14 protein-coding genes are annotated in these 17,585 nt (G+C 39.6%); 7 read left to right on the top strand and 7 right to left on the bottom strand.

Features of this window, described 5'->3' with window-relative positions; genetic code table 11:
- The first annotated feature begins 124 nt into the window (after positions 1-124).
- A complete protein-coding gene (gene bshC, locus ABVM50_RS08625; protein ID WP_405200697.1) occupies positions 125-1,741 on the top strand; it encodes a bacillithiol biosynthesis cysteine-adding enzyme BshC in 1,617 nt (538 codons plus the stop codon).
- 1 nt (position 1,742) lies between these two features.
- Positions 1,743-3,107 (top strand): pyridoxal phosphate-dependent decarboxylase family protein, encoded by a 1,365-nt coding sequence (locus tag ABVM50_RS08630; RefSeq protein WP_405200698.1) that lies wholly within the window; start codon positions 1,743-1,745, stop codon positions 3,105-3,107.
- 3 nt (positions 3,108-3,110) lie between these two features.
- On the opposite strand, the gene ABVM50_RS08635 is transcribed toward ABVM50_RS08630, so the two are convergent.
- Positions 3,111-3,836: an SIMPL domain-containing protein gene (locus tag ABVM50_RS08635; RefSeq protein ID WP_405198194.1), complete on the bottom strand. Its 726-nt coding sequence runs from the start codon at positions 3,834-3,836 to the stop codon at positions 3,111-3,113.
- An 86-nt stretch (positions 3,837-3,922) separates the two neighbouring features.
- Here ABVM50_RS08635 and guaA point away from each other — a divergent pair, with 86 nt between their 5' ends.
- From guaA to ABVM50_RS08655, 4 genes are read left to right on the top strand one after another with little or no spacing between them, the layout of a single operon-like run.
- On the top strand, positions 3,923-5,452 hold the full coding sequence (gene guaA / locus ABVM50_RS08640) for a glutamine-hydrolyzing GMP synthase (RefSeq protein ID WP_405198195.1): 1,530 nt from the start codon (positions 3,923-3,925) through the stop codon (positions 5,450-5,452).
- 21 nt (positions 5,453-5,473) lie between these two features.
- Positions 5,474-7,498, top strand: coding sequence for a LysM peptidoglycan-binding domain-containing protein (locus ABVM50_RS08645; RefSeq protein WP_405198196.1), 2,025 nt, complete (start codon positions 5,474-5,476; stop codon positions 7,496-7,498).
- Positions 7,488-7,889: an OsmC family protein gene (locus tag ABVM50_RS08650; RefSeq protein WP_405198197.1), complete on the top strand. Its 402-nt coding sequence runs from the start codon at positions 7,488-7,490 to the stop codon at positions 7,887-7,889. The genes ABVM50_RS08645 and ABVM50_RS08650 overlap by 11 nt, the downstream gene beginning before the upstream one ends.
- On the top strand, positions 7,886-8,428 hold the full coding sequence (locus ABVM50_RS08655; protein WP_405198198.1) for a DUF922 domain-containing protein: 543 nt from the start codon (positions 7,886-7,888) through the stop codon (positions 8,426-8,428). Before ABVM50_RS08650 ends, ABVM50_RS08655 begins: the two co-directional genes overlap by 4 nt.
- Here the strand turns inward: ABVM50_RS08655 and ABVM50_RS08660 are convergent.
- The 4 genes from ABVM50_RS08660 to ABVM50_RS08675 form a co-directional block, all read right to left on the bottom strand.
- Positions 8,425-9,375: an NAD(P)H-dependent flavin oxidoreductase gene (locus ABVM50_RS08660; RefSeq protein WP_405198199.1), complete on the bottom strand. Its 951-nt coding sequence runs from the start codon at positions 9,373-9,375 to the stop codon at positions 8,425-8,427. The two genes, ABVM50_RS08655 and ABVM50_RS08660, sit on opposite strands and share 4 nt — an antisense overlap.
- A complete protein-coding gene (locus ABVM50_RS08665; protein ID WP_405198200.1) occupies positions 9,375-10,955 on the bottom strand; it encodes a S8 family serine peptidase in 1,581 nt (526 codons plus the stop codon). The genes ABVM50_RS08660 and ABVM50_RS08665 overlap by 1 nt, the downstream gene beginning before the upstream one ends.
- A 25-nt stretch (positions 10,956-10,980) precedes the next feature.
- Positions 10,981-12,168 carry a tRNA 2-thiouridine(34) synthase MnmA gene (gene mnmA / locus ABVM50_RS08670; protein ID WP_405198201.1) on the bottom strand — a complete coding sequence of 396 codons (1,188 nt, stop codon included), beginning with the start codon at positions 12,166-12,168 and terminating at the stop codon, positions 10,981-10,983.
- 111 nt (positions 12,169-12,279) lie between these two features.
- Complete coding sequence (locus ABVM50_RS08675; protein ID WP_405198202.1) at positions 12,280-12,675, bottom strand: lipocalin family protein; 396 nt, start codon at positions 12,673-12,675, stop codon at positions 12,280-12,282.
- A 186-nt stretch (positions 12,676-12,861) separates the two neighbouring features.
- Here ABVM50_RS08675 and ABVM50_RS08680 point away from each other — a divergent pair, with 186 nt between their 5' ends.
- Positions 12,862-13,872: a fasciclin domain-containing protein gene (locus tag ABVM50_RS08680; RefSeq protein WP_405198203.1), complete on the top strand. Its 1,011-nt coding sequence runs from the start codon at positions 12,862-12,864 to the stop codon at positions 13,870-13,872.
- Positions 13,873-13,945: 73 nt separating this feature from the next.
- Here the strand turns inward: ABVM50_RS08680 and yidC are convergent, their stop codons facing one another.
- Both yidC and ABVM50_RS08690 read right to left on the bottom strand, forming a co-directional pair.
- On the bottom strand, positions 13,946-15,799 hold the full coding sequence (yidC, locus tag ABVM50_RS08685; protein ID WP_405198204.1) for a membrane protein insertase YidC: 1,854 nt from the start codon (positions 15,797-15,799) through the stop codon (positions 13,946-13,948).
- Positions 15,800-15,844: 45 nt separating this feature from the next.
- Positions 15,845-17,485, bottom strand: a complete 1,641-nt coding sequence (locus ABVM50_RS08690; protein ID WP_405198205.1) for a CTP synthase — start codon at positions 17,483-17,485, stop codon at positions 15,845-15,847.
- Between the last annotated feature and the right edge of the window lie 100 nt (positions 17,486-17,585).

The raw sequence follows: 17,585 nt of genomic DNA on the forward strand, positions 1-17,585 counted from the left end.
TTGATAACCGGAATTTATGAATTTTATAGATGTTAAGTTAATTGTAAAGAATAAATATGCGGCTGGTCTCGATTTAGTTTCCTTCCTAAAAGGTTTTATCTTTACGGCAATTATAAACAGGTTGATGTCTACAGATCATATAGCTTATCCCGATACCAATTATTTTACTCCATTAATCCTGGATTATCTTTCAGAAAAGGAAAGTCTTGGACATTTGTATCATCGTTTCCCTAAAATTGAAAATTTCAGGGCTCAGATCGATGAGAAATTCAGGTCTTATAACAATTCCATTCGTAAGGATCTGGTAGAAGTTCTAAAAGAGCAGTATTCAGGTCTTAAAGTTTCTGAGACTACGTCTGGCAACATCGAACTTTTATCTTCAGAAAAGACATTTACAGTGGTTACGGGTCATCAGCTTAATCTATTTACGGGTCCGCTTTATTTTCTTTATAAGATAGTCTCCACGATCAATCTTACCAGGAAGTTAAAAGAAAAACATCCGGAAAATAATTTTGTACCGGTATACTGGATGGCTACAGAGGATCATGATTTTGAAGAGATCAATTTCTTTAATCTTCACGGAAAAAAATTCAAATGGAATAATGCCGAAAAGCGGGCTGGAGCGACTGCTGTTGGTAAACTTTCTACGGAAGGGCTTGAGGAAGTTTTTAAGCTTTTTTCTGCCGAGATTGGTGGAGGAACTAATGCCGAAGAATTGAAGGAAATGTTCCAGAAAGCATATTTGGAGCACAATAACTTGACCGATGCCACGCGCTATCTGGCGAACAGGTTATTTGGCAAAGAAGGTCTGGTCATCATCGCAGCTGGAGATTCCCGATTAAAAAAGCATTTTTCCAGCCATATAAAAAATGAATTATTAAATGAGTCTTCCTCAATAGCCTCGCAAACAGCCATAGATTCTCTGGCAGAACAGGACTATAAAGTACAGGTGAATCCGCGGGATATCAATTTATTTTATCTCAATGACGAGATTCGGGAACGTATCATTAAAAGAGATTCTCGTTATTATGTTCATGAAACCGAGATAAGCTGGAGCAAAGAAGAAATACTTGCAGAAGTAGATGCACACCCGGAACGTTTCAGTCCAAATGTCATGATGCGACCGCTTTACCAGGAAGTGCTGCTTCCAAATCTTTGCTATATAGGTGGAGGAGGAGAACTTGCTTACTGGTTGCAGCTCAACAATTATTTTGAAGCCGAAAACGTGGTTTTTCCAATGTTGTTACTTCGGAATTCAGCATTACTGCAAACTGCTAAACAGGATGCCAAACGCAGAAAACTCGATATTTCACTGAAGGAATTATTTCTGAAACAACATGAGCTGATCAATCGCAAGGTTCGGAAAATCAGCAATATCAACATTGATTTTTCAGAACAGAAAGAGCATTTGATTCAGCAATTTCAGCAAATGTATGAGCTGGCTGAGAAAACCGATAAATCTTTTATCGGTGCAGTAAAAGCGCAGGAAGTAAAGCAGCTTAAAGGTCTGGACAATCTCGAAAACCGACTCCTGCAAGCACAGAAAAGAAAATTAAAGGATGAAGTAGAGCGAATCGCCGCTTTACAGAATGATCTCTTTCCAAACAGAAGTTTGCAGGAGCGGCAAACAAATTTCTCTGAATATTACGATGAATACGGTCAGGAGCTTATCGAGCGCCTTTTAACAGAATTAGATCCTTTAGACGCAAACTTTAAAATTATCACTTTTGGAAAAGAATAGAATGCATACCATAGATATGGATCTGGTTGAAATGACGTTGGACGTGATGAAGTACGCCATTGATCGAATATCTAATGTGACGCCGGAACTTGGAGCGCCAAAAAAGGAAGAAGAACTTTTGAGATTGGTTGGAGAAACTATAACTCCGGAAGGTATTGGAGGTGAAAGTGCATTCCAGTTGTTCAAGAACGTATTGGTTAAAGCAACGGTACCTATAGATCACCCAAGGCACCTGGCATTTGTGCCTGCTGCACCAACCAGGGCTGCGATCATGTTTGACCTGGTAACTTCAGCTTCGAGTATTCATGGTTCTTACTGGATGGAAGGAGCCGGAGGGATATTTTGTGAAAACCAGGCGATGAAATGGCTGGTGAGTTTAACCGGTTTACCGGAAACAGCCTTTGGAGTATTCACAAGTGGTGGTACAGCTGCAAATCTTTCAGCATTAGTTACCGCAAGAGAAGAATGGAGAGAACAAAAGCCAGCTCACGCCAGAGATAGAGCACTTTTGATCACTTCAACAGGTGCACATTCTTCAATAAAATCCATGGCAAAAGTAATGGATGCAGATGTTCACCTAGTAAATTTAGAAGAAGAATTTTTATCGGGAACTGCACTTCAGAAGGAATTAGAAAATTTAAGCGAACAGGATAGAAACAGACTTTTTGCGGTGGTAGCAACAGGTGGAACAACCAATGCGGGGATCATAGATGACCTGGAAGGTGTGGCGAATGTTTGCGCCAAAGAAAATATCTGGCTGCATGTAGATTGTGCGTATGGAGGTGGAGCATTAGCTGCAGACTCGGTTAGACATTTGTTCAACGGCATCGAGCAGGCAGATAGTATTACAATAGATCCTCATAAATGGCTCTTTTCACCTTACGATTGTGGCGCGGTGATCTACAAGAAACTGGAACTGGCGAAAAAAGCACATTCTCAAAAAGGAGCATATCTAGAAATATTCAAGGACGAGGGAGCACAAGGATTCAATCCAGCAGATTACCAGATCCAGCTAACCCGTAGATTACGCGGGATGCCATTATGGTTTTCACTGGCGATGCATGGAACTAACAAGTATAAAGAGGCCATCGAACGAGGGATAGAACTTGCACATATTGCCGCTTCCAAAGTGAAGCAGAATGATTTGCTTGAACTGGTGAGACCGGCAAGTTTATCTGTAGTTTTATTTAAGAGAAAAGGATGGTCTGCGGAAGATTACCGCGACTGGACCTACAAAAATCACAATTCAGGATTTGCATTGGTCACCCCATCTCTGTGGAAGGATGAAAGCGTTGTGAGATTCTGCTTTATTAATCCGGATACTACTGAAGATGATATTGAGCAGATATTGGCTACCTTAGACTAATACTTAATCTATTTCATATTCCAGCCGCATTGTTATCGATGCGGTTTTGTTTTTATCTGCCGTGTTATATGCACCGCTCCAGCTAAAATCCTCACCACTATTCTGGCCGGTGATCTGAAACACGCCCATATTGGCACTTTTGAGATCGCCAAGATCTTCCCCGCTGTTCGATGCGATTTTTTCTGCACGTAGTCTGGCATCCTCTGTAGCTTTAGAGATCATTTCAATTTTGAGATCTGCCATTTTGGTATAGTAATACCTGGGAGGAGAGGAGTTAAACTGGACACCTTTATTCAGCAATTCTGTTATCTCACGTGACACATTTTCGATAAGCTCTACATTGTTGCTTTCAATTTTCACAGGTTGGGTTAGTTCGTAACCCTTAAAAATACTGCCTACATAATTACCGTTTTGATACTGGTTCTCTTGCTGTTCATTAGTTTGAACTGAATTAAAGACAATGTTCTCATCTTTAATCCCTTTACCAATAAGATAGGATCTGACAATATTTTTATCTTGATCAAGTTGATTATATGCTGCTTCCAGATTCGGAGAATTTCTGCTGAATCTACCTTCCCACACAATTAGATCTGAAACAAAGTTCTCACTACCCGAGCCGGTCACCGAAATGACACCATCGGGATTCGCTCTTGAAACGTAAGCATCACCCAGAAAATAGGCTGCAACCATGATCGCAATGGCAAAAATTATAGCACTTAAATATTTCATATTTGACAAAGTCTTAATGCATTTTAAATATAGAAATTTTCCATCTTCCATGGCCTCCTTTTTTACCTAAATTCCTATTTTTGCGCATGCAAAACAACGTACTCATCCTAGACTTTGGTTCGCAGTATACGCAGCTTATCGCAAGGCGTGTTAGGGAACTGAACATTTATTGCGAGATCTATCCATACTCGAAAATTCCAGAAGATTTATCAGGTTTTAAAGCGGTTATCCTTTCAGGAAGTCCATTTTCTGTAAGAGCCGAAGATGCTCCGCATCCAGATCTATCACAGATTAGAGGTAAATTGCCTATGCTGGCAGTTTGCTATGGTGCTCAGTATCTTGCCCACTTTTTCGGTGGAAAAGTTGAACCTTCAGATACAAGGGAATTTGGTAGAGCGAATCTTTCGGTGATCAAGGATGCAGAATTGTTGTTTGAAGATATTAAAGAGAATTCACAAGTTTGGATGAGTCATAGTGATTCTATTATAAACCTTCCTGAAAATGCGGTAAGACTGGCGAGTACTTCAGATGTGCTGAATGCAGCTTACAGAATTGAAGGTGAAGAGACTTACGCAATCCAGTTTCATCCAGAAGTTTATCATTCCACAGATGGTAAACAATTATTGGAGAACTTTCTTGTAAAGATCGCTGGTACTGAGCAAAGCTGGACGCCTGGCGCTTTTGTTGATCTAACAGTTTCAGAATTAAAGGAGAAGATTGGAGAAGACAAGGTAGTTCTGGGTCTTAGTGGAGGTGTGGATTCTACGGTTGCTGCCGTTTTATTGCACCAGGCTATTGGCAAAAACCTGTACTGTATTTTCGTTAATAATGGTCTTCTTCGGAAGAACGAATTCGAAAGTGTACTGGACCAGTACAAGGATATGGGGCTTAATGTAAAGGGAGTGGATTCTTCGGCACGATTTCTGGAAGCATTGAAAGGTCTTTCAGATCCTGAAGAAAAGAGGAAAGCGATCGGGAATACTTTTATTGAAGTTTTCGATGATGAAGCTCACGAGATCAAGAATGTTGTTTACCTGGCGCAGGGTACTATCTATCCAGATGTGATCGAGTCGGTTTCTGTTAATGGACCTTCAGTAACGATCAAGTCTCATCACAATGTGGGTGGATTACCTGATTTCATGAAGCTGAAAGTGGTAGAGCCGCTAAGAATGCTATTTAAAGATGAAGTAAGAAGAGTAGGAAAGGAGCTTGGAATCGACAAGGTATTATTAGGTAGACATCCATTTCCAGGACCGGGACTGGCGATTAGGATTCTTGGTGATATAACGGCAGAAAAAGTGCGAATACTTCAAGAAGTAGATCATATCTTTATACAGGGATTAAGAGACTGGATGTTATATGACAAAGTATGGCAGGCCGGAGCGATCTTACTACCCATACAGTCGGTAGGAGTTATGGGTGATGAAAGAACTTATGAGCAGGTGGTAGCATTGAGAGCTGTGGAATCCACAGATGGTATGACTGCAGACTGGGTGAATTTACCATACGAGTTCCTGCAAAAGACCTCGAATACAATAATCAACCGGGTGAAAGGCGTTAATAGAGTAGTCTATGATATTAGCTCCAAACCACCGGCAACAATAGAGTGGGAATAAAATCTCAAAAAAGATAAAAGAATGAAGTACCTATTTGTGTTATGTTTTCTTTTCGAGGTGATAAGTATGTCTGCAAACGCGCAGTCGTACAAATATCATACTGTGAAAAAAGGTGAAACTGTGTTTAGTATCTCCCAGTCTTACAGTATTGATGAGGAGGATATCTATAAATACAACCCGGAAGCAAAGAACGGAATAGGGATCGATGAAAAACTCGTTATTCCAATTTCTGAAAACAAAACTGAAGTGTCTACAAATACAGAAACTTCAGCTATATCTGTGTCTTTCAAAGAACACCAGGTAAAGAAAAAGGAGACGCTTTATAGTCTTTCTAAGGAATACGGTGTTAGTATCGATAATATTAAAAGGTATAATAAGCAATTATATTCCAAGGAGCTCCAAATAGGAGAAACCATTCAAATTCCCGTTGGAAATATTCCTGCGGAAAATGTGGTAGTAAAAAATACTCCTCAACCGGAATCAACTAATCAGTTAGAGAAAATTCCCGCAGAGAAATCTGTTAATTCAAAGATTTCCAGTAGTTCGCAAAATTTCAAGACCAGAGAACATATCGTACTTCCGCAGGAAACCAAATATGGGATTGCGAGAAAGTATGGGATGACACTTAAAGAGCTGGACGAGATGAATCCGAAAGTAGAAATATTACAGCCAGGAATGATGATTCGCGTTGGTACTGCTGTACTGGATGAGGAACCGGTTATTATTACGGATGATCGTTTTCGGTTTTATGAAGTGAAACCACAGGAAACACTTTACAGACTGTCTAAAAAGTTTGAGGTATCTCAGGATTCTTTGATTAGATTGAATCCAGCACTTAGTGAAGGATTGAAATATGGGATGGTGCTTAAGGTTCCAAAAAACGATAGAAATTCTGAAGATAACAAGGATGAGCGGTACACTGGTATGGAATCAGGTTCTCAAATCAAAGTAGATCTAAAATCTTTTATTGACAACCGCGATACTAAAGAGATCGCTCTAATGTTGCCGTTTCATCTCGACAAGATTGATGCCGATTCAATTCCTACCTATCGTAACGCTATTCTGAATGAAAGAGTGATACGAATTTCTCTTGATTTCCATAGCGGTGTGCTAATGGCGGTGGAGAAAGCGAAAAACATGGGGATTTCAACAAAGCTTAAGGTGTATGACACCAGAAGAAGTACTGGGGAAGCCTCAAACATTCTTAGAACCAATAACTTTGATAATGTAGATGCGGTTATAGGTCCGCTTATCCAGGATGTAACAGAAACTGTAGCTGGAGTGCTCGAGAATAAGAATATTCCTGTGATCAATCCCCTTAGTAATAGAAGCATGAAAGGCTACGGAAACTTATTCCAGTCCCGACCAAGTGAAGAATTCCTAAGGTCAAAAATGGTTGACTATATCGCTAGAAATGCGAGTGGAAAAAATGTTATCGTTATTGCCGATTCAAAATCTTTTGCCATCAAAAATGAACTAATGAGTGCGGTACCTTCGGCGAGAACAGTGAATCCTTCAGATAATTTTGTTTCCGAAGCTAAACTGGCGGAAGTAATGTCTTCAGGAGAAAACTGGGTGATTCTTGAGTCTGAAAATATGAACCTTATAAGTAGTGTTGCTGCTGCTTTAAACAGGTTGACAAGAAATAATAAGATCACGCTGCTTACTACCAATAAGAATAATGGATACGAAAGTGATGTGATCTCCAACAATCATCTGGGGAAACTGAAACTTCATTATCCTTCAGTAGATAAAGAATTCGATACCCAGCAAGATGATGAGTTCGTAAAAGACTATGCGAAGAAATTTAAAGTTCAGCCTAACCAGTATGCCGTTCGTGGTTATGATCTTACAATGGATGTATTGTTAAGATTGGCTTCTGCGGAAGATCTATACGAAAGCTTTGAAAAATACCCAGGTTATACAGAGTATTATGAGAGCAAATTTCATTACTTGACGAAGCCTGAAGGTGGATATACTAATGATGCGATCTATATTTTAAACCTGAATGAAGATCTAACTATAACTGAAGCAAATGACCTCTAAAGTTACATACCTCGGAAATTTAAGAACAGAAGCTGAACATTTACAAAGTGGATCGAAAATGATCACCGATGCTCCTGTGGACAATCATGGGAAAGGGGAAGCTTTCTCACCAACAGATACGGTGGCAACTGCACTTGCTTCCTGCATGCTTACGATTATGGGTATTAAAGCCAATGATCATCAAATGGCGATTGAAGGAACTACCGCTGAGGTTACCAAGGTCATGACCGATAAGCCGCGAAGGATCTCTAAAATTGAGATCAATATAGATGTAAAGGGAAGCTTTGATGAGAAGGAGAGGAAGATCCTCGAGAACGCAGCACTTACCTGCCCGGTCTATCATAGTCTGCACACAGAAATTGAAAAGCCAGTAAATTTCAAGTATTCGTGACAAAAATTCTTCTCGCCTTATTTCTCTTCGGAATTATACATATTGGATATGCACAGGAAAAAAGAAAAATCGAGTGGGCTGATATAGAGCGTCTTAGCTGGCAAAATTTTGAAGCTACACCAGATTATAATATAGATTTTTCAGCAAACACGAATTCCGGGATGAGCTATTCATGGAATTATAGTACCAGTTCTGGAAAACCTGAGCTTGCCCATGAAGTGAAAAGTAATTTCTATCCAGATCTAAGCTGGGTAAAGGACGTGAACAATCCAGCATATTTACTCGCTCATGAACAACTGCATTTTGATATTACCGAATTACATGCTCGCAAACTGAGAAAGCGACTTGCTGAATATGAAATAGGCAGAAGGATACGACAGGATCTCAAAAAACTCTATAACAGTACTGAAGCTGAAAGAGTCGCTATGCAGAATCGTTTTGATGAAGAGACTTCACATAGTGAAAACAAAGAAGCAGAAGTCCTTTGGAGAAAATTTGTGGCTTCTAAATTAGCTGAATACGAAGATTACGCGCTTTAAAATTCTTGGGAAGCGACTTTAGTTTCTTCAAATTCAGTAATCATTTCCTTTACAATTTCAGCAGCAGGTTTGATCTCATTGATCAACCCGGAAATCTGACCTATTTCAAGTTCACCTTCTTCCAGATCACCTTCATACATCCCTTTCTTTGCTCTGGCTCTACCCAATAATGTAGTAAGGTCTTCTTTACTTGGAGATTTGGTATAAAGTTCCTGAACATCCTCAAAAAACTTATTTTTTAGTAATCTGACGGGTGCGAGTTCTTTCAGGGTGAGTACAGTGTCGCCTTCTTTCGCTTTCACTACCATTTCCTTGAAATTCTGGTGAGAACTTGCCTCAGGTGTTGCTACGAACCTGCTCCCAACTTGAACAGCATCAGCTCCCAAAACCATCGCGGCAAACATTCCTTTTCCATTACCAATTCCTCCCGCTGCTATCAGCGGAATATTGATCTTTTCTCGAACCATAGGAATCAATGTAAAAGTGGTAGTTTCATCACGGCCATTATGACCACCTGCTTCAAATCCTTCAGCAACAATAGCATCTACACCAGCTTCCTGAGATTTTACAGCAAATTTCACACTGCTTACTACATGTACTACTTTAATTCCATGACTTTGTAGGTGAGAAGTCCAGGTCTTAGGATTCCCGGCAGAAGTAAATACGATCTTTACATCCTCATCAATAATAATATCCATGATCTTGTCAATATCGGGATAGAGCATCGGCACGTTTACCGCAAAAGGTTGATCGGTAGCTTTTTTGCATTTTTGAATATGTTCCTTAAGGATTTCGGGATACATGGAACCTGCCCCAATAATTCCAAGACCACCGGCATTAGAGACTGCGCTGGCTAATTTCCAGCCGCTTGCCCAGATCATTCCCGCCTGTATTAAAGGATATTCAATATTGAAAAGTTCAGTGATTCTATTGTGCTTAAAACTCATTACTTTTTGATGATAAGAAATTTTTCAGTCGTGTTTTCAGATTCAAACATAGCAATATAAATACCACGAGAAAAGCCGGAAAGATTAATTTCTGAAGAAACGCTGCGTTCGTTTAAGACCATTTTCCCTGCGGTATTGAAAATTCTGATATTATAATTGCTTTCTGGTCCGGCAAATTTTAGAAGATCTTCTACCGGATTTTGATATAAAATTAATTCCGAAGAATTAGGAGTTATGGGATTCGCGGTGGTTGAAAAGTCTGGAATACCATAACCAAGAAAATTATTGGTAGAATTGCTAAGATGCCCAAGATCTCTTATTAATTGCATCACTTCGAAATTGGTCCATTCCGGGTTTAATTGCCAGAAGCAAGCAATGGCGCCGGCCATGATCGGACTGGAAAATGACGTGCCATTCACGCCAACGAGCCTATCATCTTCGTTGATTGCTGCGACCTCAATAGCCTGAGCGACCACATCTGGTTTAATTCTGCCGTCTGCGGTGGGCCCAACAGAACTAAATGGTGCATAATTCCCTGTTGGATCAACTCCACCAATGGCCAGGACATTTGCATCTGCAGGAGCGCTAATGATATTAAAATAATTTTCATCTCCACGATTTCCTGCTGAAGTAACTACAAGCATTCCTTTTTGCATAGCCATATTAGCTCCTCTTGAAATAAAACTTGTCTGCCCATCCATATCATCCGGAGTGTAACTATATGCCGGGTTATCGTATAAAGTGTATCCCAGAGAAGTGTTGATAATATCGACGCCCAGACTATCAGCTCTCTCGGCGGCCTCAACCCAATAGGCTTCCTCAACTGGAGTCTCATTAGCAGCAACTTCGGTAACAAAAAGATAATAGGCAGCATCTGGCGCCGTACCTACGTAAAGATTTTCTCTAAACGCAGCCATGGTAGAAAGTACCAGTGTACCATGGTTATCCAGTGTGCTTGCGGAATAATCCTCTGAGCGATTCGTGAAATCATATCCTCCCAGTAGATTGTTGTTGTTTCTTAAATTCTGAAATGATACCAGAGAATTTGCATTTGGAAAACCGGAGTCCATCACGGCGATGATCATTCCATTTCCTGTTAGATCCTGCTCATGTAAATTCTGAAGATTAAGCATTCTGACCTGGTTGGAAGTAGAAGCATAATTGAAATCTATTTCTGTTTCAAGCTTATTCACGTTGCTTTTATGCGGAATGCTTTGACTCCTGTTAGAAAGTTCTTCGAGGAACTGGACATTGGCAACATGATCCAGACTTTCTAAAATCTTAATTGAATTTCGTTCACCTATTACGTAAACGCAATTAAACCATTTGGATTTAGCCTTAATTTCGAAACCAGATCTTGTTTTAAGATCGCTAATAAAAGCTTCATGAACCGGAACATCAAGAAAGTTAATAGTCGTACCTCTCAATAATTTGCGCTCGTAAGCTCTTTCAGAAAAAAGATTTTCGGGAGTTTCGAGTGCTTCAACTGCATTAGGTTTGTCTGTAAAATAAACCAAAGCGTGTTCCTGTGCGAAAGCACAACTGGAAATAAAAAAGATAAGTAGAAATATTTTTTTCATAGCAAACTGCCGGCAGGCAAGTAAGTTACGAAATTACCCCAGAACCCAGCAGTTCATCTTTACTATACCAGGCTACAAACTGACCATCGGTGATGGAAGCTTGTGGTGTTTCAAAAACCACATACATACCATTTTCGGTTTGATGTAAAACTGCTTCCTGCAAAGGCTGGCGGTATCGAATACGAGCTTTAACTTTCATCTCTTTTCCATTTCCTATAGCCAGGTCCTTGCGAACCCAGTGCACTTCATCATTTGAAATGAACAAAGCCTGCCTGTAAATCCCGGGATGGTTCTTGCCCTGTCCCGTATAGATCACATTCTCATTTACATCGGTATCGATCACGAATAAAGGTTCCGGAGTACCACCCACAGCCAGACCTTTTCGTTGTCCTTTTGTGAAATAATGTGCACCCTGATGATTTCCTACAACCTTGCCCTGATCTTTGCGATAATTGTATTTTTTAGATAGAAACTGCAATTCCTCATTTTTAGACGAAAAGCTCAATTCTTCCTCGTTGTAAATATCATCTTCAGAAGAAACCTCTACGATAACTCCTTCTTTTGGTTTTAATTTCTGCTGAAGAAAATCTGGAAGTCTTACTTTACCAATAAAGCAAAGTCCCTGAGAATCCTTTTTATCAGCAGTTACCAGATCCTGTTCTGAAGCGATCTTTCTTACTTCAGATTTCTGAAGTTCTCCAATAGGGAAGAGGGTTTTAGAAAGCTGATCCTGGGTTAACTGACAAAGAAAATAAGACTGATCTTTATTGGAATCCATTCCAGACATAAGCTGGTAAATGGTTTCTCCATCCTTTTCAAATTCAGATTTGCGACAATAATGACCGGTAGCGACGTAGTCTGCACCCAGAGACAGAGCGATCTTCATAAAAACATCGAACTTAATTTCTCGATTACAAAGTACATCTGGATTTGGAGTTCTACCTTTTTCATATTCGTTGAACATATAGTCAACGATACGTTCCTTGTATTGTTCGCTTAGGTCTACGGTTTGAAATGGGATCCCCAGTTTTTCTGCCACTAGCATCGCGTCATTGCTATCATCCAACCAAGGGCATTCATCTGAAATGGTTACCGTATCATCATGCCAGTTCTTCATAAAAAGACCTATCACTTCATATCCCTGTTCTTTCAACAGGTATGCTGAAACACTGGAATCTACACCTCCGGACAAACCAACCACTACTTTTTTCATAGGTATCGTAACTTTTCTTTGACTCACATAAGAGTCGGATAAGAAGCCGCAAAATTACGAAATAAAAAAGGGTAGCGAAAGCTACCCTTTTCAATAAAATTTTGGTGCGGATTATTTTTCGAAAGTAAGCGATGAAGTAGGAAGATCATTTGGGGTAAACGTAAAACGATTACCATCAAAAGATACATTACCAGTAAGTTCTCCAAAGCCAGGAACTGTAAAAGTGTATTGTGAATTGGAAGAACTGCTCCAGTCTCCTGTAGAAGTTTCAGATTCACATTCGCCACCAGCATTTGTGAAAAATTCTGAGTCAGCAGTGTTATCGGCCATGAAACTAAGATATGACTGGCTAGAACATTCGTTAATTGAAAACCCAGGTACATTATTAGCTTCAACAAGAAACCATGTTCCCAGGATCGATTCGCCATTATCCACTCCTGCGTCGTCGTCATCACTACAGGAAGCAAGGATTCCTGTGAATAGTAATAATATTAAAATCTTCTTCATAAATAGTTATTTAAGTTTTTCAAATATAAACAAAGTTTTTTCGATCTCATCGAATGATATAATCTGCATGTGTTTGATTGTTAATAAACTAACTGTTTAATGAAATTTAACAAAGATTAAACAGAATGTTGAAAAATTCAGTAGTAGATTTATGTGATCAAAAATTTTAACTAAAATTCAAATGATATGAAATCAATTCTCAAAAACTCAAAAATTAGTATTCTATTGCTGGTAATCTGCTTTGGTTTTACAGCATGTGACGAAGACGATGACTTCATGACTTCAGACGATGTCATGGAAACTCCCGACCCAACAGACGATGTGGTAGAATCAAATACCATAGCAGATTTTGTGGTTGCTAATGAAAATTACTCTTCACTTTTAGCCGCTTTAGAGGCTACTGGATTGACCTCTACTTTTACTGGAGATGATGCTTATACTGTTTTTGCTCCAGATAATGATGCGTTTGCTGCTTTCCTTGATGAGAATGGATTTGATGCTCTGGAAGACGTGCCAACAGATGTTCTTACCCAAATTCTTTTGAACCATGTACAAATGGGCGAGATCATGTCTTCAGATCTGTCTACCGGATACATAGAAAGTATGTCTACAGCCGGACCTGATGGTGAGAATTTAAGTATGTACATTAACACTGAAAATGGTGTAGTTATTAATGGGGTGAGTACTGTTGAAACTGCAGATGTTGAAGTGGATAACGGTGTGATACACGCTGTAAGCGATGTAATTGGATTACCTAATGTGGTAACTTTTGCTCTTGCAGATCCTACCTTTGAAACTTTGGTTGCTGCATTGACCAGAGAAGATTCATATACTTTCGTTTCCACTCTACAAGCAGCTGATTCTCCAGCACCTTTTACTGTTTTTGCCCCTACAAATACAGCTTTTGGAGATCTTTTGGCTGAACTTGAACTTGAGGAACTTGGAGATCTTGATGCTGATACGCTGGCCACGGTGCTTAGCTACCATGTTCTAATAGATATGAATGTAACTTCAGATGAACTTGAAGATGGTATCGTAGTAACTTCGCTTCAGGGTGAGGATTTTACTATAAATCTTGGCGATACTGCAACTATTACAGATGTAAACGGAAGAACTTCAACCATTATCGCTACAGATGTTCAGGCTACAAATGGAGTGATTCATGCAATTGACACTGTTATTTTACCTACGTTATAACAGAAGTTCATAACAAAGAAAAAAAGCCTTCGCATTTGCGGAGGCTTTTTAATTAAATATACTTCAGAAGAAATTATTTACCCTTTTGTTTCTTTTGCTGCTCTTCAGCCTGCTCCATTATTTGCTGGAACTTTCGGGTGAACTTATTCTGTTTCTTAGGTTTTTTCTTGTTTTCCTGGATCTTCGCATGAATCTTATTTTCGTCTACGATCACATATTTGATCACTAACATGATTCCAATCGTAATTAGATTCGAAGTGAAGTAATACAAGGAAAGTCCACTCGCATAGTTGTTGAAGAATACCAACATAAATAATGGAGACAGATACATAAGGAACTTCATATTAGGCATTCCTGGTTGTTGATTAGCCTGCATGCTTTGCCCGGTAGTCATCATCATATAGATAAAGATAGCTACAGAAGCAAGTATCGGGAACAAACTCACATGATCTCCATAGAATGGGATATGGAAAGGAAGTTCTGCGATCACATCATAGCTGGAAAGGTCATCTGCCCATAAGAAACTCTTCTGTCTAAGCTGAAATGCGCTCGGGAAGAACTGGAATAACGCGTAGAATACCGGTATTTGCATCAACGCTGGCAAACATCCACTCATAGGACTGGCGCCTGCTTTGCTATACAGCTTCATGGTTTCCTGCTGCTTTTTCATCGCATTATCCTTGTACTTCTCATTCAGCTCATTGATCTCTGGTCTTAAGATCTTCATCTTAGCCTGTGATAAATAAGATTTATAAGTTACTGGAGATAGGACAATTCTAACCACAATGGTCATAGCAATGATCGCCAGACCGTAACTTGGAAGAACGCCTCCTAAAAATGCAAAGAATGGAATGAATAGATATTTGTTGATCCATCCAAAGATTCCCCAACCTAGCGGGATAATTTCATCCAGGTTTCGATCATAATCATTCAGGATCTTGTAATCTGAAGGACCATAATACCAGTTCATGTTGTAGTTAAGTTCACCAGACTTTAGTTCCAAAGGAATGCTGGAAGCAAAAGTCTTGGTGTAAACGGTGTCGATCTCTTCATCTTCAACAAGATTCTCTACTTCGAAACTTGCAGTTGCAAATGGTGTGTCTGTTAATAAAATAGAAGAGAAGAAGTGTTGCCTGTAAGCGATATAACTTATATCCTCATCATCGTCATCACCATCACTTAAACTGTCATCATCACCACCATCATATTCCCAGATAAGATCAGTATACCTGTTCTCATAAGAAATACTCTTCGCATGACGGTATCCTTTCAATTTCCAGTCAAGTACCGGTGTTGCTGAAGAATTTAACACGCCGGTTAGTCCTTCTGAACGTACGCTGAAATCCAGCATATATTCTCCCGGTCTCATCGCATACCTGTATTCCAGGTACTCATCTTCTGAAACCTTTAGTTTCATAGATAGGATCTGGTTTCCATTGTTTTCAGTTAATTCCGGTTCAAAATAAAGATCTTGCGTATTAAGAGTTCTTCCATCAGTAGTGTTTAAACTCATGTTCATGGAAGCATTCCCGTCCTTGATAAGATATACCGGAATCGAATCGAAGGTCTTGAAATTCTTCAGTCTTGCTTCTTCAATATAACCACCTTTATTAGAAACTCTTAGTTCCAGCAGGTCATTTTCAATCGTCGTAGAACCTCCTTTTGCAGAAGACAGTGTTTCAGAGTATCCAAAAGCACCCAGACGTTTTTGAGCATCTACAAGAGCGGTTGAGTCACTTGCTGGTGTAGCTGTGTTTTCTTCGAACTCAGGAGTTGTTTCCTGATTTCTATTGATGTTTTCTTCCGTAGTAACTTCATCTACGCTCTCCGTTTCGTCTGGAGTGTTGTTGTAAAGCATCCAGAGAAGGATACCACCAATTAAAATAAATCCAATGATGGATTGGACGTCAATTTTCTTTTCTTCCATTACTTAGTATTGCTTAATCTACCCAGTCAAATAAACGACCAGTTTCTATTTCTGCGCCATTTTGGCACTTTGTCTCTTTTCTGAATATTCTAATGCAGCTTTTACAAAAGAGACAAACAGTGGGTGTGGACTAGCCACGGTACTCTTATATTCAGGGTGATATTGAACACCAACAAACCATGGATGATCTGCGAGTTCAATCACTTCCACCAGTTTTGTTTCTGGATTTATACCGGTACTTAGCATTCCTGCATTCTCCAGTTGTTCCTTATACTTATTGTTGTATTCATAACGATGGCGGTGTCTTTCTGAGATCATATCCTTCCCGTAAGCGTCATGAATAACAGATTTCTTGCTCAGTTCACAATCCCATGCACCAAGTCTCATCGTACCACCTTTATGCGTAACTTCTTTTTGATCTGCCATAAGATCGATTACCGGATGTTTGGTCTCAGGATCCATTTCAGAAGAATTCGCACCTTTTAATTTGAGTACGTTTCTGGCAAACTCGATGACAGCCATTTGCATTCCTAGACAAATCCCCAGAAATGGCAAATTGTTTTCACGAGCATATCTTACCGCGTCGATCTTACCTTCGATACCACGTTCTCCAAATCCTGGGGCAACCAGAACTCCGTCAAGATGACTTATTTTATTGTGGATCGTACTGTCGTTTATAAATTCTGAATGAATGTATTCTACTTTAACCGAAACTTCGTTCTCGGCTCCAGCATGGATAAAAGATTCAAGTATAGATTTATAAGAATCCTGAAGTTCAACATATTTTCCAATAAGTCCAATATGTACTTCAGCCTTAGGATTCTTATGTCGCTTCAAGAATTGATTCCAGCGATCCAGGTTAGGAGTAGAGTCGGTAGGGAGATCCAGTTTTTTCATGGTCACTGTATCCAGCCCTTCCTTGAGCATCATGTTTGGAACATCGTAGATCGTTCTTGCATCGATACTTTGTATCACAGCTTCCTGTCTAACATTACAGAAGATGGCAAGCTTTCTTCTGATATCATCTGATAGTTCATGCTCGGTTCTGCAAACAAGAATATCGGCTTTGATACCGCTTTCCATCAAAGTTTTTACACTATGCTGAGTTGGTTTGGTTTTCAACTCTCCTGCAGCAGAAAGATATGGAACCAGGGTAAGGTGAATTACCAGAGCATTATCATCGCCAAGCTCCCATTTTAGCTGTCTTACAGCTTCAATGTATGGTAGAGATTCAATATCACCTACAGTTCCTCCAATTTCAGTAATAACAATATCGTAATCACCATTCTTTCCGAGGATCTGTATCCTTTCCTTGATCTCATTAGTGATATGAGGAACTACCTGTACTGTTTTTCCTAAAAATTCACCACGTCTTTCTTTTTCAATGACGCTTTGATAAATTCTTCCGGTAGTAACATTATTTGCCTGGGAAGTATTAACATTAAGAAAACGCTCGTAATGACCAAGATCAAGATCTGTTTCAGCTCCATCTTCAGTCACATAACATTCTCCGTGTTCGTAAGGATTTAAAGTTCCCGGATCTACATTGATATAAGGATCCAGTTTCTGAATAGTTGCTCTAAAACCCCTAGCCTGTAATAATTTCGCCAGAGACGCGGCAATAATTCCTTTTCCAAGAGAGGAAGATACACCGCCGGTGACGAATATATACTTGGTATCGGCCATTTCTAATCGTGTTTGTTGTGTTGTTATTCAGGGCGCTAAATTACAAAGAAGAATAGAAAAACCGCTTACTTTGAAGTTCTAATCTTAAGAGGTTTTTAAC

The sequence above is a fragment of the Christiangramia sp. LLG6405-1 genome, from assembly GCF_045055805.1.
Classification (GTDB): domain Bacteria; phylum Bacteroidota; class Bacteroidia; order Flavobacteriales; family Flavobacteriaceae; genus Christiangramia.

Bases quoted from the DNA above. Each gene is read 5' to 3' on its own strand.
- bshC (WP_405200697.1), top strand. From the start codon at position 125: ATGTCTACAGATCATATAGCTTATCCCGATACCAATTATTTTACTCCA.
- ABVM50_RS08630 (WP_405200698.1), top strand. From the start codon at position 1,743: ATGCATACCATAGATATGGATCTGGTTGAAATGACGTTGGACGTGATG.
- ABVM50_RS08635 (WP_405198194.1), bottom strand. From the start codon at position 3,836: ATGAAATATTTAAGTGCTATAATTTTTGCCATTGCGATCATGGTTGCA.
- guaA (WP_405198195.1), top strand. From the start codon at position 3,923: ATGCAAAACAACGTACTCATCCTAGACTTTGGTTCGCAGTATACGCAG.
- ABVM50_RS08645 (WP_405198196.1), top strand. From the start codon at position 5,474: ATGAAGTACCTATTTGTGTTATGTTTTCTTTTCGAGGTGATAAGTATG.
- ABVM50_RS08650 (WP_405198197.1), top strand. From the start codon at position 7,488: ATGACCTCTAAAGTTACATACCTCGGAAATTTAAGAACAGAAGCTGAA.
- ABVM50_RS08660 (WP_405198199.1), bottom strand. From the start codon at position 9,375: ATGAGTTTTAAGCACAATAGAATCACTGAACTTTTCAATATTGAATAT.
- ABVM50_RS08665 (WP_405198200.1), bottom strand. From the start codon at position 10,955: ATGAAAAAAATATTTCTACTTATCTTTTTTATTTCCAGTTGTGCTTTC.
- mnmA (WP_405198201.1), bottom strand. From the start codon at position 12,168: ATGAAAAAAGTAGTGGTTGGTTTGTCCGGAGGTGTAGATTCCAGTGTT.
- ABVM50_RS08675 (WP_405198202.1), bottom strand. From the start codon at position 12,675: ATGAAGAAGATTTTAATATTATTACTATTCACAGGAATCCTTGCTTCC.
- ABVM50_RS08680 (WP_405198203.1), top strand. From the start codon at position 12,862: ATGAAATCAATTCTCAAAAACTCAAAAATTAGTATTCTATTGCTGGTA.
- yidC (WP_405198204.1), bottom strand. From the start codon at position 15,799: ATGGAAGAAAAGAAAATTGACGTCCAATCCATCATTGGATTTATTTTA.
- ABVM50_RS08690 (WP_405198205.1), bottom strand. From the start codon at position 17,485: ATGGCCGATACCAAGTATATATTCGTCACCGGCGGTGTATCTTCCTCT.